At 61.8% G+C, this 19,809-nt stretch carries 13 protein-coding genes and 1 tRNA gene; 5 read left to right on the top strand and 9 right to left on the bottom strand.

All coding sequences use genetic code 11. The features are described 5' to 3' along the window. Positions 1-134 precede the first annotated feature (134 nt). The 3 genes from AC6IZO_RS03965 to add all read left to right on the top strand — a co-directional run bounded on the left by AC6IZO_RS03965 (position 135) and on the right by add (position 7,431). Positions 135-3,113 carry a PEP/pyruvate-binding domain-containing protein gene (locus AC6IZO_RS03965; RefSeq protein WP_497808238.1) on the top strand — a complete coding sequence of 993 codons (2,979 nt, stop codon included), beginning with the start codon at positions 135-137 and terminating at the stop codon, positions 3,111-3,113. A gap of 236 nt (positions 3,114-3,349) precedes the next feature. Then, on the top strand, positions 3,350-6,322 hold the full coding sequence (locus AC6IZO_RS03960; protein ID WP_497808236.1) for a TonB-dependent receptor: 2,973 nt from the start codon (positions 3,350-3,352) through the stop codon (positions 6,320-6,322). Between the two features lie 122 nt (positions 6,323-6,444). After that, positions 6,445-7,431, top strand: coding sequence for an adenosine deaminase (gene add, locus AC6IZO_RS03955; RefSeq protein ID WP_497808234.1), 987 nt, complete (start codon positions 6,445-6,447; stop codon positions 7,429-7,431). Between the two features lie 68 nt (positions 7,432-7,499). Here add and AC6IZO_RS03950 read toward each other — a convergent pair whose 3' ends face one another. The 9 genes from AC6IZO_RS03950 to AC6IZO_RS03910 all read right to left on the bottom strand — a co-directional run bounded on the left by AC6IZO_RS03950 (position 7,500) and on the right by AC6IZO_RS03910 (position 17,278). Then, the gene (locus tag AC6IZO_RS03950; protein WP_497808232.1) at positions 7,500-8,633 is read right to left on the bottom strand and encodes a pyridoxal-phosphate-dependent aminotransferase family protein; all 1,134 of its coding nucleotides are present in this window, start codon (positions 8,631-8,633) and stop codon (positions 7,500-7,502) included. Positions 8,634-8,771: 138 nt separating this feature from the next. Continuing rightward, positions 8,772-9,662 carry a YeiH family protein gene (locus AC6IZO_RS03945; RefSeq protein ID WP_497808230.1) on the bottom strand — a complete coding sequence of 297 codons (891 nt, stop codon included), beginning with the start codon at positions 9,660-9,662 and terminating at the stop codon, positions 8,772-8,774. Between the two features lie 113 nt (positions 9,663-9,775). Further along, complete coding sequence (locus tag AC6IZO_RS03940) at positions 9,776-11,071, bottom strand: sensor histidine kinase (RefSeq protein ID WP_497808228.1); 1,296 nt, start codon at positions 11,069-11,071, stop codon at positions 9,776-9,778. A gap of 3 nt (positions 11,072-11,074) precedes the next feature. Then, positions 11,075-11,797 (bottom strand): response regulator transcription factor, encoded by a 723-nt coding sequence (locus AC6IZO_RS03935; RefSeq protein ID WP_497808226.1) that lies wholly within the window; start codon positions 11,795-11,797, stop codon positions 11,075-11,077. 125 nt (positions 11,798-11,922) lie between these two features. Then, positions 11,923-11,998: transfer RNA gene (locus AC6IZO_RS03930), tRNA-Phe, on the bottom strand. A gap of 114 nt (positions 11,999-12,112) precedes the next feature. Continuing rightward, on the bottom strand, positions 12,113-12,778 hold the full coding sequence (locus AC6IZO_RS03925; RefSeq protein WP_497808224.1) for a SanA/YdcF family protein: 666 nt from the start codon (positions 12,776-12,778) through the stop codon (positions 12,113-12,115). 6 nt (positions 12,779-12,784) lie between these two features. Beyond that, positions 12,785-14,125 carry an imidazolonepropionase gene (hutI, locus tag AC6IZO_RS03920; RefSeq protein ID WP_497808222.1) on the bottom strand — a complete coding sequence of 447 codons (1,341 nt, stop codon included), beginning with the start codon at positions 14,123-14,125 and terminating at the stop codon, positions 12,785-12,787. Positions 14,126-14,127: 2 nt separating this feature from the next. After that, positions 14,128-15,804 carry a urocanate hydratase gene (gene hutU / locus AC6IZO_RS03915; RefSeq protein ID WP_497808220.1) on the bottom strand — a complete coding sequence of 559 codons (1,677 nt, stop codon included), beginning with the start codon at positions 15,802-15,804 and terminating at the stop codon, positions 14,128-14,130. 133 nt (positions 15,805-15,937) lie between these two features. Further along, positions 15,938-17,278 carry an inositol-3-phosphate synthase gene (locus AC6IZO_RS03910; protein WP_497808218.1) on the bottom strand — a complete coding sequence of 447 codons (1,341 nt, stop codon included), beginning with the start codon at positions 17,276-17,278 and terminating at the stop codon, positions 15,938-15,940. Between the two features lie 178 nt (positions 17,279-17,456). Here AC6IZO_RS03910 and AC6IZO_RS03905 point away from each other — a divergent pair, with 178 nt between their 5' ends. Further along, positions 17,457-18,302, top strand: coding sequence for an SDR family oxidoreductase (locus AC6IZO_RS03905; RefSeq protein ID WP_497808216.1), 846 nt, complete (start codon positions 17,457-17,459; stop codon positions 18,300-18,302). A 61-nt stretch (positions 18,303-18,363) separates the two neighbouring features. Then, positions 18,364-19,761: a M48 family metallopeptidase gene (locus tag AC6IZO_RS03900; RefSeq protein ID WP_497808214.1), complete on the top strand. Its 1,398-nt coding sequence runs from the start codon at positions 18,364-18,366 to the stop codon at positions 19,759-19,761. The last annotated feature ends 48 nt before the right edge of the window (positions 19,762-19,809 follow it).

Here is a 19,809-nt window from a genome sequence, read left to right as displayed (position 1 = left end):
GCAAAACCGCAATCTCCCACAAAGACGGCACGAACGATCACGCCTGAACCTCTCCTGCATGAGACCTCTGTTGGCATTGCACAAGTTGAACTACACTGTCTCGTCGGCATTTCGGTACCCACAAGTGGACAAACATGACCGAACCCAACGCGCTTCCCCTCGACGACAACCAGCGGCCCTTTGAGAGCTTTGAAGACCTCATGTCCTTCCGCGTGCAGGACATCCTGCTCGTCTCCTCGCTCTATGATTCGTTCATTCTGCGCGAAGATGGACGCCTGAACGAACTGCTGGCGGGCGAATCCGTCGAGCTGCATCTGCAGCAGATTCCTGGCATACGTCACGTGCGCACTGGCACCGAGGCGCTGGCGCTGGCCAGGAAGCAGCCGCGCTACAACCTGATCGTCACCAACCTGAGCCTGCCGGACATGGATGCCGCGCAACTGGCGCGCAAAGTGAAGGAGGCCGGGCTCGACGTGCCGGTGGTGGTGCTGGCCTACGACTATCGCGAGATCAAGAACTTCCGCGCACGCAATCCGGTCACGGACATTGAGCGCATCTTCCTCTGGCAGGGCAACGTGCGCATCCTCATCGCCATCGTCAAGTACGTGGAGGACAAGCGCAACGCCGCGCATGACACCAGCACCATCGGCGTGCCGGTCATGCTCGTCGTCGAGGACAACATCCGCTATTACTCGGCGTTCCTGCCGATGATCTATACCGAGATGATTGAGCAGACGCGGCGCGTCATCAGCGAAGGGCTGAACATGGCGCACAAGCTGATGCGCATGCGCGCGCGCCCGAAGATTCTGCTGTGCTCCAGCTATGAAGAAGCACAGGAGGCCGTGAAGCAGTATGGCGAATACCTGCTCGGCGTCATCTCGGACGTGGAGTTCCCGCGCGATGGCGCGATGATGAAGGAGGCCGGTTTCGCGCTGGCCTGGCAGGTGCGTGAGACCTATCCGGACGTGCCCATCGTGCTGCACTCCAGCCGCACTGAGCAGTTCATGCGCCGCGCTTACGAAGAAGGCTTCAGTTTTTTGCAGAAGCGCTCGCCTTCCCTGCTGGCCGACCTGCGCAAGTTTCTGGTGGAGCAGGTGGCCTTCGGAGACTTCGTCTTCCGGCTGCCCAACGGCAACGAGGTCGGACGTGCAAGAGATCTGGTCGAGCTTGAAGAGATGCTCAAGTCCATCCCGGACGAGTCGCTGGCCTACCACGCCGAACGCAATCATTTCTCGCACTGGCTGAGGGCGCGTACGGAGTTTGCGCTCGCATTAAAACTGCGTCCGCGCAAAATCTCCGACTTCGCCTCCATCGCGTCGCTGCGCCACGACCTGATCGCCTCCATTGCCGAATACCGCCACGAGCAAAGTCAGATGCTCATTGGCGACTTTCATGGCGATACCTTCCGCGGCGGTGACGATTTCTTCCTGCGTATCGGCGGCGGCTCACTCGGTGGCAAAGCTCGCGGCCTGGCTTTTGTGCGCCACGTGCTCTACCGCATGCGCAGCCATGAGCGTTTTGCTGGCATACGCATTGCCGTGCCTCCCACGCTGGTGCTGGCAACGGCCGTCTTCGATCAGTTCCTGGCGGAGAACGACCTGTTTACTTTTGCAATGCACTGCTCCAGTGACCGCGATGTGGAGGAGCGCTTTCTGCAAGCCTCGCTGCCCGCCTCTCTCGAGCAGAACTTGCGCGCCTTCCTGGCACAGGCGCACTACCCGCTCGCCGTGCGCTCGTCGTCTCTGCTGGAGGACTCGCAGTACCAGCCGTTCACCGGCGTCTATGAAACCTACATGCTGGTGAACCGCGCCAGCGAGGACGAGCGGCTCCAGCAGTTGATACAGGCCATCAAACTCGTCTACGCCTCCACCTTCCGCCAGCACGCCAAGGCCTACGTGCGCGCCACGCCCTACCGGCTGGAAGAGGAGAAGATGGCGGTCATGATCCAGAAGCTGGTGGGCGCCGAGCACGAAAATCGCTTTTATCCGGATTTCTCCGGCGTGGTGCGTTCGCACAACTTCTATCCTGTGCCGCCCATGCGTGTGGAAGACGGCATTGCCACCGTCGCGCTCGGACTCGGCTGCGCGGTGGTGGATGGCGGCAAGGCTCTCACTTTCAGCCCGCGCCATCCGCAGCACATCGTGCAGTTCTCCTCGGTCGACGACATTCTGCAGAACTCGCAGACAGAGTTCTTTGCCCTCGACCTGAGCCACGCCGGACACCTGCAGGACCCGGTGCGCGACCTGCGCGAGCGCAGCTATGACCTCACGCTCGCCGAGCGCGATGGCACCCTGCACCGCGTGGCCTCCACGTATTCCGCCGAGAACGAGATGGTCTACGACGGCATGAGCCGTCCAGGCGTACGCATTGTCAGCTTTGCGCCCATCCTCAAGTACGGCATCTTCCCGCTGCCGCAACTGCTCGACCACCTGATGCAAACAGGAGAAGAAGCGCAGGGGCGTCCGGTGGAGATTGAATTCGCCGTCAGCTTTCCGCTGCGCGAAGGCCAGCCTGTCGAAGTCGGATTCCTGCAAATGCGTCCTCTCGCACTCTCGCGTGAAGAGGAAGAGGTGGAGATAGGCACCGTTCCGCCGTCGGAACTTGTCTGCCAGAGCAACCGCGTACTCGGCCACGGATGCATCAAGAACCTTCAGGATGTGGTGGTGGTCGACTTCCACCGCTTCGAGCGTGGACGCAGTCAGCAAGTGGCGGAACGCGTGGCAGCCTTCAACGCCGAATTGAGCGCAGCCAACGCGCCTTACATTCTCATCGGCGTCGGTCGCTGGGGGTCGAATGATCCGTGGCTCGGCATCCCTGTCGAGTGGGATCAAGTCTCAGGCGCACGCGTCATCGTGGAAGCGGGCTTCCGCGACTTCCGCGTCACTCCCTCTCAGGGCAGCCACTTCTTTCAGAACCTGACCGCCTTCCAGGTGGGCTACTTCACGGTGAATCCTGACGCGGGCGAGGGATTCGTCGATTGGTCGTGGCTTGCTGCCCACCCCGCTGAAGACGAGAGCGAGTGTGTGCGCCTGTTGCACTTTGACCATCCGTTGACCGTCGTGATGAACGGCAAAACCAGCAGCGGCGTCATCTACAAGCCGAAGGCGGAATAGCACTTTCACTGCATGAAATTCGCTTGCACCGGCACTTTCCGGGGATTTTTGCGAAATTATGACCAGATATTCACAGGACCGCGCTGAATATTTCATCAATCTGTAACAATTCCCACCTTTTTGCCGGAGGAACTATATTCATAAATCTCTATACTTAAGCTATCTACACAAATCATGAACTGCATGCGGACCTGGCAGTGAATTGACCAGCCTCCGTGAAGCAGTTGGAGAATCGAATGAAGCTACTGAGACTCACCGTTTCTGTGCTGCTGCTCTTCGCTTCCACTCTCTGTCTGGCCCAGCAAATCACTACCGGCACCATTTCGGGCATCGTCTCCGAACAATCGGGCGCGGTAATTCCGGGTGCCAGCGTGCAAGCCAAGTCCACCGACACGAACGCCATCCGCACAGTGAAGACCGATGCCGACGGGCGCTACACGCTGGCCGGGCTTCCTCCGGGACCGTACAAGGTTGTGGTTGCCGGAGTGAAGGGCTTTAACACGGTCACCGGCTCGCTCTCGCTGAGCGTGGGCCAGAATGTCACCTTCAACGTGATGCTGAAGGTTGCGGCACAGCAGGAGCAGGTGGAGGTCAACACCACCGCCACCATCGACCTGGTTAAGACCGAATCCAGCACCAGCATCGGCAATGATGCGGTGAGCACTCTGCCGGTCCTCGGACGCAAGTTTGAAGACCTTCTTACCCTGACTCCGGGCGTCAGCATTTCGCAGGGCCCGGACGGCGACGAAATCAACTTCAGCGGCCAGCGCGGCATCTTCAACAACATCAGCCTCGACGGCGGCGACTACAACAACGGCTTCTTTGGCGAGCAGCTTGGCGGCCAGCGCGCTGCGGTTGACATCACGCTCGACGCCATCGGTGAATTCCAGGTAGTGGCCAGCGGCGCCAGCGCCGAATTCGGACGCACCGCCGGTGGCGTGGTCAACGTCATTACCAAGAGCGGCACCAACGACCTGCACGGCTCGGCCTTCGAGTTCTTCCGCCATGAAGCACTGACCAGCAACACCAGTGACGGCAAGCCGCTCGATGGCTTCCTGCGTAACCAGTTCGGCGGCACGCTCGGCGGGCCAATCAAGAAGGACAAGCTGTTCTTCTTCGGTGCCGTGGAGCACATCCGCGAGAACCTGAAGCGCGCCAACCTTGGACAGCAGGTGGGCGACACCGCCTGCCCTGTGACGGCACCCACCATCCTCGCCAACGAGGCGCTGATCTCCAGCAACATTGACTGCCAGCGCCTGGCGCTCATCAACTTCTACAAGTCGCAGTACAGCGACGATGAGTCGAAGCCCATCAACCACCAGATCCGCAACACGGCGGTGCTGGGCAAGCTGGACTGGAACATGAACGCCAACAATAAGCTGTCGGCGTCCTACAACTTTGACTACTCGGACAACCTGAACCAGACTTTTGACGTGGCCACCTACGGCACCAGCGCGAATGGTGAAGAAGGCGCGTCGAAGATCAACGCCATCAACCTGAACGCCTATAGCACGCTCTCGTCGAGCGTGGTGAATGAAGCGCACATCGGCTTCACGCGTGAGAACCGCCCGCGCGAGGCCACCAAGTCGCCCATCATCTCGGACACAGCCATCGGCACATCCGACTCGCAGGTGACCTTCCGCTTCGGCCATCCGTTCTTCCTCGGCCCGAACGTGGATGAGATCTTCTGGCGCGGACAACTCCGTGACAACCTGACCTGGGTAAAGGGCAAGCACACCGTCAAGACCGGCGCCGAGTGGGTTCACAGCCGCAACGGGCAGGTCTTCCGCGGCTTCTTCCAGGGACGCTACATCTTTGGCAACACGGTGGGCTTCCTGCATTACGCCACGCCGGCCTCCACCGGTAACGGCTTTGGCCCGAACGCGGCACAGTGTGCTGACGGCACCTGGACCTCCACGGGCGCTTGCGGTGACGACTCCACGCCGAATTCGCCGCTGTGGCTCTACCTGCAAGGCGCTGGGCTGAACGGCCCGGCCACCGATGCAGCCGGCTACTCCAACATCAAGAATGAAGACCTGGCCCTGTTCGTTCAGGACAAGTACCAGGTGACCCGCAACCTCACGCTCAACTACGGTCTGCGCTGGGAAGCCCAAGTGCTGCCTGACCCGGTCATTGCTCCGTCGCAGACGGCCTACGCGCCGTATATTGGCACCGCGGCCTTCCCGTCCAATGGCAAGATTCCGAGCCAGTGGAAGGAATTCCAGCCGCGCGTGGGACTGGCCTGGGATGCACGCGGTAACGGCAAGTCGGTCTTCCGCGTCAGCGCCGGCATCTACAACGGACACCAGAACATGCTCTCGCAGGTTGGCTCCATCACCACGAACGGCGTGTTCCAGCAGACGCTGACGGAGTTCTCCGGCTACGGCAATCCGACCTACCTGCAACTGTTGACCCCGACGGGCGCAGCCAGCGGCGCGGGCGTGCGCGTCTTCGACAAGAACTACAAGAACCCGCGCATCTACACCGGCAACTTCCAGTACGAGCAGCAGGTGGCCGCCGGAACCACGGTCTACGTCGATCTGACCTGGTCCAAGGGAGTCTTCCTCACCAACTTCCTCAACTACAACCGCTCGGACCGCGGCACGCCGTTCCCGACCCTGGGTGAAACCATGGTCACCAGCAGCCGCGCCAACTCGCTCTACCGCGGCATCACCGTTGGTGCGCGCCGCCACTTGAGCAAGGGCCTGCAGTTCGAGGCCAACTACGTCTACTCGCAGGACTCAGACACGGACTCCAACGAGCGTGATCCGTTCACGGACATCACGGTTTCGCCGGACCCGACCTACAACCTGCGCGCCCTGTATGCACCGTCCAACCGCGACATGCGCCACAAGTTCAACGCCTTCGTGATTGGCCGTCTGCCGTGGGGCTTTGACGCCGACCTGCGCTTCCAGGCGCACTCGGCACAGCCCGTCTGGCTCACTGATGCCTTTGGCAACCCGCTGCTGCCGCGCAACAGCGCACGCAAAGACAACGCCTACACCTCCGTCGATTGGCGCATCGCTCGTCCGTTCCACATCCACGAACGCTTCGAACTGATTCCGACGGCGGAGATGTTCAACACCTTCAACTCCAAGAACAACGTGAACACCTTGGGCGCACCTGCCCTGTTCGACTTCAACGGCTTCCTCCGCAAGGGCGTCGGCGATCCTCGACAGATGCAGCTTGCGATCAAGTTGAAGTTCTAGTTCCTGGACATCAATCACACGCCCGCCGTCACGTACGGCGGGCGTTTTCCTTTGCGCGAATTACTGGCTCGCTCCCCGGGCACTCCTGCACTGAGCTGCTGCAGCGGTTACACTGGAACGCGATGAAGACGCTGCCAAAGATTGAATTGCATCTCCACCTTGACTGCTCACTCAGCTACAAGGCCGTGGCGCGGCTCGCGCCCGGAACCACGCGCGAAGAGTACGCACATCATTACGCCGCACCGGAGCAGTGCTCTAACCTGGCGGAGTTTCTGAGTTGCGCGCCGAGCGGCATCCGGCTGATGCAGACAGAAAGCGCGCTCGAACTCGTTGTGGAAGACCTCTTCGAGCAACTCGAAGTAGACCATGTGATCCATGCGGAAATCCGCTTTGCGCCGCTGCTGCACCTTGAGCGTGGGCTTCAGCCCGAGCAGGTCGTCTCCATTGTCGAGCGTGCGGTGGAGCGCATGAGCCAGGCGAGCGGCATCGGAGCCCGCGTCATCCTCTGCGCCCTGCGACATTACACGCCGGAGCAGAGCCTGCACACCGCGCGGCTGGTCTCGCAGTTTAAAGGCTCGCACGTGGCAGCGCTGGACCTGGCAGCGGATGAAGCGGGCTTCCCTCTCGACGCGCACATTGCGGCCTTCCGCCATGCGCGTGAGGCAGGGTGCTTCCTGACCGCTCATGCCGGAGAAGCACGCGGGCCGGAGAGTATCTGGGAGACCCTGCGAGAGTTGCAACCAGACCGTATCGGCCACGGCGTACGCAGCATTGAAGACCCCGCGCTCGTGGAACACCTGCGCCAGAATCGCATTCATCTGGAAGTCTGCCCTTCGGCAAACGTGCAGATCATCGAGTCAATCCACTGTTGGCCGCAGCATCCCATTGACCGCCTGCTGCGAGCGGGAGTGGCGCTCAACGTGAACTGCGACAGCCGCACGCTTACGCCCACCACGCTCAATCGCGAATACGCGAAGTTGCAGGAGCACTTCGGCTGGGGACGCGAGCAATTCCTGCTCACCAACCAGATGGCGGCCCGCGCCGCATTCGTGGACGACGCGACGAAAGAGCGCCTTCTGGGCGCACTGGCGAAAGGCTATTCCGCGTAGACAATCAGCAGGCAAAGCAAAAGGGCGGCCGCCGGGCCGCCCTTCCTATTGCCGCATCTTGACTATTGCTACTTCGCGACCGCTGTGCGCGAACGCCCCAGCGCGCTGGCGAATGCCTTGAGGAACATCTCAACATTCTCCTTGGTTGCCAGCGGCCCCATGACGCCAATGCGGAAGACCTTGCCCGCGAGCTGTCCAAAACCGCCGAGAATCTCGATGCCGTGCTCGTCCATCAGCAGCTTGCGCAGCTTTGGCTCGTCCACGCCTTCGGGCACGCGCGGCGTGTTCAGGTTCATGATCTGGTGCTCGGGCGCGACGTGCATCTCGAGGCCGAGCGCAGCCATTCCCTTCACGAACTGGGCGTGACACTGGCGATGCCGCGCCCAACGCGCCTCCACGCCCTCCTCCATAATCAGCCGCAACGCCTCATGCAGCGCGTAGAAGAGCGTGGCCGAAGCTGTGTGGTGGTAGCGGTGCGAAACCTTGTAGTAGTCGTTCAGCAGCTTCAGGTCAAAGTACCAGCTGCGGTTGACCGACTGCCGCGCTTCGAGCACTTCCATCGCGCGCGGTGAAACCGTGATGGGCGCAAGGCCCGGTACGCAGCTCAGGCCCTTTTGCGTGCAACTGTAGGCGATGTCGATGCCCGTCTCATCCACCTTGACCGGCATGGCGCCAAGTGAGGTCACAACGTCTGTGATGACCACGGCACCGACCTCGTGCGCAGCCGCGCAGATCGCCTTGCCCTCCTGATAAGCGCCCGTCGAGGTCTCCGCCTGCACGTACATCACGACCTGCGGCTTCTCGCGGTGGATGAACTCAGCGGCCTCGGCATCAGAGAAGACCTCGCCCCACGCCTTTTCCAGGCGGACCACGTTCGCGCCCTGCCGCTTCGCCATCTCCGTCATGCGGTCGCAGAAGAAGCCGTTGGCGAGCACGCCGACCTTCGTTCCCTGCTCTACGAAATTCGTGATTGCCGTCTCCATACCGGCGCTGCCGGTGCCGGAGATGGCGAAGGTCAGCTTGTTCTGCGTGCCGAAGACCGCGCGCAACATCTCCTGCACGCCTTCGCTGACCTGGAAGAAGTACGGATCAAGATGACTGACGATGGTCTGGCTCATCGCCTCATAGACGCTTGGAGCCACCTGCGTGGGACCGGGGCCAAACAAAAGTCTCTGGGGCGGCTGAATCTTGCTGATGCTCACGTTGCTCTGCCTTTCCTCGAAGTTGTGCGGTTCCATTCTGCGCACAAAATTCATCGGATGCAAATCAGATTGCAATCGCTTCAGAAGATACGAAAAGGCCGCATGCAGCGGCCTTCTGGTGACAGTGCAGCGGAACAGCTATGGATGCAGCCAGCCGTGGCGGATCAGCGCCAGCGTGGATGAAGCCACGATGATCCAAAGCAGCACGCCCTGCAGCAGCGGCTTGTGCCCAACGCGCTTCAGCGTCTCACGCGAGATGCCCGTGCCAATGAGGTAGAGCGTCAGGGTCAGGCCGATGATACCTGCCTGCCGCAGCAGGTGGAATCCCGGTGCCAGACGCGGAAGGTACGTATTGCAGATGCAGGCGACGATGAACAGCACGATGAACCACTGCACGCGCACCTTGGCAGAGCGCTTGCGGGCCGCCGCGGTAACCAGCCCCACGGGCATGATCCACAACGCCCGCACCAGCTTCACGGTCGTAGCCAGCGCCAAGGCACCACCGCCAAAACGCGCAGCCGCACCAACCACGGAACTTGTGTCGTGGATGGCCAGCGCCGCCCACAGTCCGAACTGCTGCGGCGAGAGATGCGCCCAGAGCCCGATGGGCGGGAAGACGATCAACGCAACGGAGTTGAGCACGAAGACCGTGGCCAACGAGACAGCCATCTCTTCTTCGCTCGCCTCCACCACCGGCCCGACGGCGGCAATGGCGCTGCCTCCGCAAATGGCCGTGCCCGCCGAAATCAGGTACGCGGGCTTGCGCTCAACCCCCAGCCAACGTCCCAGCAATATGCCCAGCGCAAGAACCGTGGCAATGCTGATAGCGGTTACCCAGACGCCGCTGCGCCCGGCACGCACAACCTCTGTCAGGTTCATGCCAAAACCAAGCGCCACAACCGATGCCTGCAGCAAGCGCGACGATGCCCGCTTTGATTGCGATGCGTACGGATGCGTCATCGTCAAGCCAAAGCACAGCCCCAAGCCCAGAGCAAGCGGAGCGCTCAGTTTCCCGCTCAGGGCCAACACAACACCAAACCAAAATAGAATGATCCCCACATGCTTATGATGCCGTGGGGACCCAAAGGTGTCCAATCAGTGTTCTTTATGCCTCATAGGGGCACGTGGAGGAAGATGCGGTGCTAGAGGGCCGAGGGAATTACGATGGTGGTCTCAAGCCCCGGATGCGCGTTACGCGCATAGATTTCGCCATGATGCACGGAGACCGCACGCCGCGCGATGGACAGGCCAAGCCCCACGCCGCCGCTCGCCGAGTCACGCGACTCATCCACGCGGAAGAATGGATCGAAGATGCGCGCGAGTTGATCTTCGGGCACGCCCGGCCCTTCGTCGCGAATGGTGACGGAGATGTTTCCTGCCTGCTCCGCCAGGCGCACGTTGATGGTCGCCCCCGTTGGGGAGTAGCGAATGGCGTTGCGCAGCACGTTCTCCACGGCGCGGCGCAGCAGTTCCTGATCGCCCTCCACGGGGACCTCGCCCTCAATCTCAGTGTTCAAGGTAAGGGCGCGCTTTTCGGCTTCAATCCCGCAGTCATCCACAATCTCCCGGACGAGCGGCCCCAGCAGCACGCGCTGCCGTGTGCGCGATTCAGGGTCTCCCTCGGCGCTGACCATCTCAACCAGCGAGGACACCAACCGCGTCAGGCGCTCCACTTCTCTCCGCAGCCGCGCCGCGGCGGCATCGCGGTCCGAGGAACTCTTCATCAACTCCGCGGCAAAGCTCAGCCGCGCCAGCGGAGAACGCAGTTCATGCGAAACGTCCTGCAGCAGGCGGCGTTCGGCCGTCAGCAGGGTCTCGATGCGGTCCGCCATGCTGTTGAACGCCACCGCCACCTTGCCAATTTCATCGGTGCGCGTGGTGGTGATACGTGCCGAGAGATCGCCGCGCCCGAAGCGCTCCACGGTGTTTGCCACCTTCAACAGAGGAGCCACAATGCCCGCAGAAAAACCCCATCCCAGTGATCCGGTAATCAGCGCCACGATCACAAAATAGGGGATGAACAGCGCAGGGCCAATCGGCGGCGGCGCCACCAGCACCATTGCGTATGGGCGGTCGTGCTCGCGCACCACGAGGGTAAAGTTCTCGCGCTTCCCGGTCGGAATGCCCATCCATGTTGGGTGGTACGAGTGCATCCAGGAGCGATCTTCTCCCGAGACTACGTCGCGTCCGTTGCCATCAATCAAGTAGCGCTGGCCACCGATGGCATCATCCATCTCGTCCAGAGATTCCTTGAGTGCAGGCTTGCCGCCCTTTTCGTAGGCGCGGATTGCCTGTGCCAGTTCCAGATGCACAGTCTTGTGAAAGTACTTGCCGACCGTGATGTGGTTGATGCGCGCCGAAACCCACGAAAAGCTGACCACGCAGAAAAGCAGCGCGATGGAGAACCCGATGGCGACCCGGGCGGTGAGCGTGCGCATCAACTACTCCTCCCCCGGAGTCATAACGTAGCCTGCGCCGCGCACGGTGCGGATCAGCGTCACTTCGCCACGCTCGATCTTGCGGCGCAGATGGCTGACGTGAACATCCAGCGAGCGCTCGTATGGTGTGGCTTCTCGCTGGTAGAGCACTGCGGCAATCTCATCCCGCGAAACCACGCGCCCGGCTGCGCGCATCAGCAGCTCCAACACCTGGAACTCCACCGAGGTCAGCGTCAGCAGTTCGTCGCCGCGCTTGGCCATGTGGGTTTCCGTGTTCAGCTCAATCGGACCAACCTGCAACACTTCCCCGCCCTGGGGTTGCACATGATAGCGGCGCAGCACAGCACGGATGCGAGCCAGCAGCTCATCGGGCCCGAATGGCTTGGGAAGATAGTCGTCAGCGCCGGCGTCCAGCCCCGTGATGCGGTCTCGCTCATGGGTGCGCGCCGTCAGCATGATGACCGGCACCGCGCTGCGTTTGCGAAGCTGGCGAAGCACCTCGAAGCCATCGAGGACGGGCAGCATGCCGTCCAGAATGACGAGATCGTGCTTGCCTTCGAGAGCACGGGCCAGTCCGGCGCGTCCGTCGTTGACGGCGTCCACGGAGTAGCCCTTCTCGGAAAAATACTCGGTCATCAGCGAGCACAACTCGACGTCGTCGTCGATCAGCAGCAGGGTTCCCTGCTCGCTCGGCTGGTTTGCGTCTTTGAGTCCAACTGCGTTCATCGGCAATTCAGTATCACGCAAAAGCAGTGGAATCCGCTCATTGCGGCCGACCACTTTAACAAAACTTAAGGCGTTGCGGGAAGCTCTGCCACGACCACACCTGTTTCACTCTTGAAGGGAGAAGATGGTGGCCAGGGACGGGATCGAACCGCCGACACGCGGATTTTCAGTCCGCTGCTCTACCAGCTGAGCTACCTGGCCATTCCTTGCTTGCACTGTGGAAGTGCGCTACGGAAGGGATCGCTAACATCACGCGACGTATTGAATTATAGCAAACGCATCTGCTCGAGCAAAGCGCCCGCAAACCCTTTTCTGCTATTTCTTTTCGCCGATTTCCACATGCACGCCGAGAAAGTGCGGCTGCCGCTGCAAAACGTAGATGTCAAACACCGCCTTCATGCGCGCGCCCGCCTCGCGCGCCATCACTGCGGCAGTCCAGCGTGAATTCACGTCCGCAGCATTGAAGCCCACCGCATCGATGCCCCGATGTGAGGCGATGAATACGGCGCGCTGGTTATGGAACTTCTGTGAGACGATGATGAACTGGCTCTGTCCGAAGACTTCCTTGGCACGCACAACGGAGTCCAACGTTCGGCGGCCCGCGTAGTCGCAGTAGATGCGCGGCTCCGGCACACCGGCGGCCATCAGCGCCGCCTTCATCGCGGTCGGCTCATCGTAATCCGCACGCCGATTGTCTCCGCTCACCAGCAGATAATCCGCCTTGCCCGCACGGAACAACGCAACTGCGGCGTCGATGCGTGCGGTGAAAAACGGATTCGGGTAGCGGCCGAAGCGCGGTGCGCAGCCCAACACCAGCGCCACCTTGCGATGCGGCACGTCGCTGACAGCATCAAAGACGCGGCCCGCAGATGCGCGTTCGATCACCTGCCGCGAAGCACGAGCCGCCCAACCTGTGCCCGCGAGCAGCGCCAGCAACACCGCACATACCAAGCCTGCAACCATCGCCGCACGCCGCGTCATCCGCGCTTACTCAAAGAAGTGGCCGGCCATCATGGTGGCCGTGCAGTGGTTGGTCCCGAACCAGTAGGCAAGCTCGCGGTAGTCGTCCAGCTCGAAGACCGCCAGATCGGCGTCCTTGCCCGGCTCCAGGCTGCCCTTGCGCTCCTGCAGGCCAAGCGCGTAAGCGCCGTTGATTGTCGCCGCCGAAAGCGCTTCGGCGGGACTCATACGCATCTGCGTCGTGGCCAGTGAGAGCACCATCGGCATGGACGCAGTGGGCGCACTGCCCGGGTTGTAGTCGGTGGCCAGCGCCACGGAAACTCCCGACGCGATGAGCTTGCGCGCGTTTGTCGGCGCGTGTCCGAGGAAGTAGTTTGCGCCCGGCAGCAGCGTGGTGACCGTGCGGGTGCGCGCCAGTTCCTCTATGTCTCCGTCGCTCAGGCAGTCGGCGTGGTCGACCGAGAACACCCCCAGATTGAGGATCGGCGCCAGGTCAGTGCGCGCCAGTTGCCCTGCATGCACGCGCGAGCGCAGACGATGCTCGGCGGAAGCGGCCAGAACGCGCTCAGCCTGCTCAGCCGTGAATGCCCCGCGCTCGATGAAGACATCCACAAACTGCGCCAGCTTCTGCCGCGCGACCTTCGGAATCAGCTCCTCGCAGATTTCGTCCACGTAGCCGTCGGGATTCTTCTGAAACTCCGGCGGAACCACGTGCGCGGCCAGCAGCGTGGGGCACACGGTGCCCTGCCACTGCCCGGCCGCCGTGCGGATCGCCTTCAGCGACTTCAACTCCGCCGCCGAACTCAGCCCGTACCCAGACTTGGCCTCGACCGTCGTTGTGCCATGCGCGGCCATCTCGCGGAGCGCGTCGAGCGTGACTTCGGCGAGAACGGATTCGCTCGCTTTGCGCACCGGCTCCATGCTGGCGCGGATGCCGCCGCCCTTGGCTGCAATCTGCGCGTAGGTTTCGCCCGCAAGCCGCCGCTCGAAGTCGATGAGTCGCGCCCCCAGAAAGACCGGATGCGTGTGAGAATCGACAAAGCCCGGAACAACGAGGCGCCCGCCGCAGTCGAGTTCGATCAGCTCGCGGCGATGCTGCTTCACCCACGTGTCTTTCAGCAGCTCACGCGTGGTGCCGACGGCCACAATTTTGCCGCCGCTGATGAGCAGCGCGCCGTTCTCGACCAACCCGATCTCGCCCAGCGTCATGCCGCGGCGCGGACCATCGTCCGCCCCGCGCATGGTCACCAGTTGGCCGATGTTGTGCATCAGCACCGCCGGTTCCGTCTCCACTTTGACGTTCACAGCTTTGGGTTGCACAACCTTCCGCGTCGTCTTTCTCTGCGCCACAGCGTCCGCCTTTCTCATCGCTATTTCATCGGAATCTTTACGCCGGCTTTTTCGGCAAAGCTCTTTGCCTCGTCGTAGCCAGCGTCTACGTGGCGCGCCACGCCGATGCCAGGGTCGTTGGTCAGCACGCGTTCGATACGCTTGGCCATCTCGTCGGTGCCATCGGCCACCGTCACCTGCCCCGCGTGCTGCGAGTAGCCAATGCCTACGCCGCCGCCGTTGTGTATGGAAACCCACGAGGCGCCGGAAGCCGTGTTGAGCAGCGCATTCAGCAGCGGCCAGTCGGCCACCGCATCAGAGCCATCCTTCATCGCCTCGGTCTCGCGGAACGGCGAAGCCACCGAGCCGCAGTCGAGATGGTCGCGGCCAATGACAATTGGAGCCTTGATCTTGCCCTTCTTCACCAAATCGTTGATGGCCAGCCCGAACTCTGCGCGCTCGCCATAGCCCAGCCAGCAGATTCGCGAGGGCAGCCCCTGGAACTTGATGCGCTTGCGCGCCAGATCAATCCAGCGGCTCAGCATGACGTTCTGCGGGTACATCTGCAGCACCAGTTCGTCGGTCACGGCAATGTCCTGCGGGTCGCCCGAAAGCGCCGCCCAGCGGAACGGGCCGCGGCCTTCGCAGAACAACGGGCGAATGTAGGCGGGCACAAAGCCGGGAAAATCGTAGGCGTTCTTGACGCCGCGCTCGTAGGCGAAGGTGCGGATGTTGTTGCCGTAGTCGAAGGTGACCGCGCCCATCTTCTGGAGTTTGAGCATGCCCTCCACGTGGCGCGCCATCGCGTCCAGAGAGCGCTCCAGGTAGGCCTTGGGATCGCTCTTGCGCAGCGCCAGTGCATCCTCATAGCTCATGCCGTTGGGCACGTAGCCGTTCAGCGGGTCGTGCGCGCTGGTCTGGTCGGTCAGAATGTCAGGCACCACGCCGCGCTCCGCCAGCTCCGGAATCACGTCCGCGCAGTTGCCTACCAATCCGACCGAGATGTTCTCCTTCTTGCGCAAAGCGTTCTTCAAAATGCGCAGCGCCTCGTCGAGCGAGTTGACCATGAAGTCGCAGTAACCGGTCTTCAGTCGCTTCTTGATGCGGTCGGCGTCCACGTCAATGCCGAGGAAGCAGGCGCCCGTCATGGTGGCCGCCAGCGGCTGGGCTCCGCTCATGCCGCCCATGCCGCCGCTAACGATAAGTTTGCCGGAAAGGTCGCCGCCGTAGTGCTTGTTGCCTGCGGCGGCAAACGTCTCATACGTGCCCTGGATGATGCCCTGCGAGCCGATGTAGATCCACGAGCCCGCGGTCATCTGGCCGTACATCATCAGGCCGGCGCGCTCCATCTCGTTGAACTTCTCCCAGTTCGACCAGTGACCCACGAGGTTCGAGTTGCAGATGAGCACGCGCGGCGCGTACTCATGGGTGCGGAAGATGCCGACCGGCTTGCCCGACTGCACCAGCAGAGTCTCGTCATTGTCGAGCGACTGCAGCGAGCGCACGATGGCGTCATAGCACTGCCAGCTGCGTGCGGCGCGGCCGGTTCCGCCGTAAATGACGAGGTCGCGCGGACGCTCGGCCACCTCTTCGTCGAGGTTGTTCATCAGCATGCGCATGGCGGCTTCCTGCGCCCAGCCCTTGCAACTCAGCGTGGTGCCGCGCGGTGCCTTCACCGGTGTGTAAACACGTTCGCCCTTGGCGGTTTCAGTCGGCATTGTTTCCCCCTTGCAACTCGATCAAAGAATCTTAGCCTCACGAGGCGTCACGGGCAAACATTCCGTGCCGAAGCCGCGCGCAAACAGAAAAGGCGCGGCCGAAGCCGCGCCCTTGCTGCGAAAACCCTATTGCTTAGTCGTAGTACTCCAGGCCGAGGTGGGTGATGAGCGCCTCGCCCATGATGTAGCGCATCGTGTTCTTCATCTTCATCGACTGGATGAACAGGTCATGCTCCGGATACAAGCCGGGGACCGTCATCGGGCTCTTGAAGTAGAAGCTCAACCACTCCTGGATGCCGAGGCCCTGCAGGCACGGCGTGCGCTTCGCCAGGTCCATGAGCAGGACGACGTCGAGCACAATCGGGGCGGCAAGGATGGAGTCGCGGCAGAGGAAATCGACCTTGATCTGCATCGGATAGCCGAGCCAGCCGAAGATGTCGATGTTGTCCCAGCCTTCCTTGTTGTCGCCACGCGGCGGATAGTAGTTGATGCGGACCTTGTGGAAGATCTTTCCATAAAGTTCCGGATACAGATCCGGCTGGAGGATGTGCTCCAGCACCGACAGCTTCGACTCTTCCTTGGTCTTGAAGGAGCCCGGATCGTCGAGCACTTCGCCATCGCGGTTGCCGAGGATGTTGGTGGAGAACCAGCCGTGCACGCCCAGCATGCGGGCCTTGAAGCCCGGAGCCAGCACGGTCTTCATCAGCGTCTGACCGGTCTTGTAGTCCTTGCCGGCAACAGGCGCGTTGTTCTTCTTCGACAGCTCGAGCAGCGCCGGAATGTCGGTGGTGAGGTTCGGTGCGCCGTTGATGTACGGCACGCCTTCCTTCAGCGCGGCGTAGGCGTAGATCATGGAAGGCGCAATCGTCGGATCGCTGGCTTCCAGGGCCTTCTCAAAGGCCTCAATGGACTGGTGCGCCGGACCCGCAGTGATGAAGCTCTCGGTCGAGCCGCACCAGATCATCACGATGCGGTCGAGGTTGTGCTCCTTCTTGAAGTTCCGGATGTCCTGGCGAACCTGCTCGGCGAGGTCGGCCTTGTTCTTGCCCTTCTTCATGTTCGGACCCGTGATGTTCTTCACATACTCGTGGTCGAACACGGCGGGCATCGGCTTGATGGACTCGAGGAACGGCTTGATCTGGTTGAGCAGATCCTTCTCGAGCACGCCGGCCTTGTAAGCGGCTTCGTACGCGTTGTCTTCAAAGATGTCCCAGCCGGTGAAGACCAGATCATTCAGGTCTGCGAGAGGAAGAAAATCTTTGATCTTTGGCGAGCGGCCTTCGGTACGCTTGCCCAGCCGGATGGTACCCATCTGGGTCAGGGAGCCGATCGGTTGCGCGATACCGCGCCGGACCGCTTCAACGCCCGCGATAAAGGTGGTGGCCACGGCTCCCATGCCCGGAATCATGACACCGAGCTTACCCTTGGGAGCTTCAATTACTTGCTTTGGGGACTTATCTTGTCCTGTCGCCATTTCGGATGGATCACTTCCTTAGTCGAATAAGTGTCGCAGCAAACTCTCTAATTTTCTCGTAAACCACTGAGTCGATGCAATCCTCTTGTGTTTTTATGCGCTTCCGCGCTGGTGGATTGCAGGTGCACGCATTAAGATGTGCTTTTTCCGGGTCGAACGGAGGCCAATGAACAGCCAAATGCAGCCAAAAGTCGCCTTTCTAACCGGAGCCTCCAGCGGCTTCGGTCTTTTGACCACCCTGGAGCTGGCCCGGCGCGGCTGGCGTGTAGTGGCCACCATGCGCGATCTTGCGCGCGGATCACGCCTCCAGCAGGCCGCAGCCGAGGCCGGCCTCAGCGGCCAGATTGACGTGCGCCAGCTCGACGTGACCGACTTTGAGGCCATTCCACGCGTTGTTGCCCGCGTATTGCAGGACTATGGGCACATCGATGCGCTGATCAACAACGCAGGCTTTGCCATGGCAGGCTTTGCCGAAGACCTCTCCGTGGCCGAAATGCGCAAGCAGTTTGAGACGAACTTCTTTGCCCATGTGGCGGTCACGCACGCCGTATTGCCTGCCATGCGCAAGCAGGGTGCGGGGCACATCGTCTTCGTCTCCTCCATCTCCGGGCGCATGGGCTTCCCCGGAATCGGCGCCTACGCAGCCAGCAAGCATGCCATCGAGGGCTACGCGGAATCCTTACGGCTGGAGACACAGGCGCTCGGGCTGCGCGTGGTGCTCGTCGAACCTGGAGCTTTCGCCACCAACATCTGGGAGCGCGGCGCGCACGTTGCCGAGGCGATGACGTCGCCGGAGTCTCCGAACTATGCGAGCGCACTGAAGATGCGCGAGCACGTGCGAAGCTCGCCCAAGGCCGACCCGTCGGAGGTCTCCCGGCTGATTGCCGAGGTGTGCGAGCAGCCCAACCCACGGCTGCGCTACCTCGTCGGACGCGACGCTAAGATCGCCTTTGCGCTCAAGAGTCTGCTGCCCTGGCGCAGCTTTGAGAAGCTGATTGCCCGTCATGCCAAAGGCGAGCATTGAGCCACGCGGAGCCATCTGCTACCCTGCTTTCTCAATAACCGCTGATGCTCTGGAGGAGCCTGTGTTTCGCACTCTTACGCTTCGCACTGCCGTCCTCTTGCTGATCGTTCTGACCATGTGTAGCACGTTCGGATTTGCAGGAGGCGGCGACCCGGCGCCCGTCGGTTCCGGACCGGAGCAGGCACAGCCGCAATCTGCCCCGCAAGCAGGCACTGGCACACCATCCGCAAGCACTGCGCAGGACACAGCGAGCCAGCCCGCCATCACCGAATACAAGCTGCCGCCCGCGCTGATGGCCAAGGCCACCGCGCTGTACAAGACGCGCCTCATTCTGTGGGGCACCGAGTTGATCTTCGGCTTTGTGGTGTTGATTGCGGTGCTGCAATTGAAAATTGCGCCCCGTTACCGCACTCTGGCCGAGCGCGTCAGCTCCCGCAGCTTCTGGCAGGCCGCCATCTTCGTTCCGCTATTCATGCTCACCATGGACGCGATTGACCTGCCACTTGGCGCCTATCATCACCATCTCAGCGTGGCCTACGGGCTCTCCGTGCAAGGCTGGGGCTCATGGTTTGCAGACCTTGCGAAGGGCGAGGCCATCTCGCTCGTCTTCGGCATCCTCGCCGTTTGGTTCCTCTTCTGGCGCATACGCCGCAGCCCGGAGCGCTGGTGGTTCCAGTTCTGGCTGGTCAGCATCCCGGTCATCATCTTGATCGTGTGGGCCGCGCCCGTGGTGCTTGACCCAATCTTCAACAAGTTCGATTCGCTTGAGAAGCGCCAGCCGCAACTGATTGCGCCGCTGGAAGCCGTGGCGCAGAGGGGCGGGCTCAACATTCCGCGCAGCCGCATGTTTGAGATGAAGGCAAGCGAGAAGGTGACCACCTACAATGCCTACGTCACCGGCCTCGGCTCAAGCAAGCGCGTGGTGGTATGGGACAACACGGCGCGCGACATGACGATTCCGCAGACGCAGTTCATCTTCGGACACGAGCAGGGCCACTACGTTCTGAACCATGTCTATCGCGGTGTGGCCTTTGGCATCATCGGCATGTTCATCTCCCTGTGGCTGGCGCGCAAAGTCGCGCTCGCGGCGGTGGCTCGCTGGGGAGAGCGCTGGGGCCTGCGTGGGCTGAACGACTACGCCGCGCTGCCCGTGCTGCTGCTGGTGCTGAGCATCTTTTCGTTCGTGAGCGAGCCGGTCAATTCCGCCGTCAGCCGCAGCATGGAGCACGATGCCGACATCTACGGGCTGGAGGTAACGCATGCGTTGAACCCGGCCATCAGCTCCCAGGTGGCGGCGCAGTCGTTCCAGAAGCTCGGCGAAAAAGGCTACTCTTATCCCACACCGAACCCGCTCTACGTCTGGTGGACCTACGACCATCCGGACATCGCCAGCCGCGTACGCTTCTCACTCAGCTACCACCCGTGGGACGAGGGCAAGCCGAACAAATTCTTGAAGTAGCGCGGCGCATCTTTACGAATAAAGGAAAAGCGCGGGCCATGACGCCCG

The sequence above is a fragment of the Oryzophilus luti genome, from assembly GCF_059726245.1.
This window is presented reverse-complemented; position numbering and strand designations above follow the sequence as displayed.

What these genes read in the sequence shown, in the direction of transcription:
- add (WP_497808234.1), top strand. Translation starts at nt 6,445, where the DNA reads ATGAAGACGCTGCCAAAGATTGAATTGCATCTCCACCTTGACTGCTCA.
- AC6IZO_RS03925 (WP_497808224.1), bottom strand. Translation starts at nt 12,778, where the DNA reads ATGACGCGGCGTGCGGCGATGGTTGCAGGCTTGGTATGTGCGGTGTTG.
- AC6IZO_RS03940 (WP_497808228.1), bottom strand. Translation starts at nt 11,071, where the DNA reads ATGCGCACGCTCACCGCCCGGGTCGCCATCGGGTTCTCCATCGCGCTG.
- AC6IZO_RS03960 (WP_497808236.1), top strand. Translation starts at nt 3,350, where the DNA reads ATGAAGCTACTGAGACTCACCGTTTCTGTGCTGCTGCTCTTCGCTTCC.
- AC6IZO_RS03935 (WP_497808226.1), bottom strand. Translation starts at nt 11,797, where the DNA reads ATGAACGCAGTTGGACTCAAAGACGCAAACCAGCCGAGCGAGCAGGGA.
- AC6IZO_RS03965 (WP_497808238.1), top strand. Translation starts at nt 135, where the DNA reads ATGACCGAACCCAACGCGCTTCCCCTCGACGACAACCAGCGGCCCTTT.
- hutU (WP_497808220.1), bottom strand. Translation starts at nt 15,804, where the DNA reads ATGCCGACTGAAACCGCCAAGGGCGAACGTGTTTACACACCGGTGAAG.
- AC6IZO_RS03910 (WP_497808218.1), bottom strand. Translation starts at nt 17,278, where the DNA reads ATGGCGACAGGACAAGATAAGTCCCCAAAGCAAGTAATTGAAGCTCCC.
- hutI (WP_497808222.1), bottom strand. Translation starts at nt 14,125, where the DNA reads ATGAGAAAGGCGGACGCTGTGGCGCAGAGAAAGACGACGCGGAAGGTT.
- AC6IZO_RS03905 (WP_497808216.1), top strand. Translation starts at nt 17,457, where the DNA reads ATGCAGCCAAAAGTCGCCTTTCTAACCGGAGCCTCCAGCGGCTTCGGT.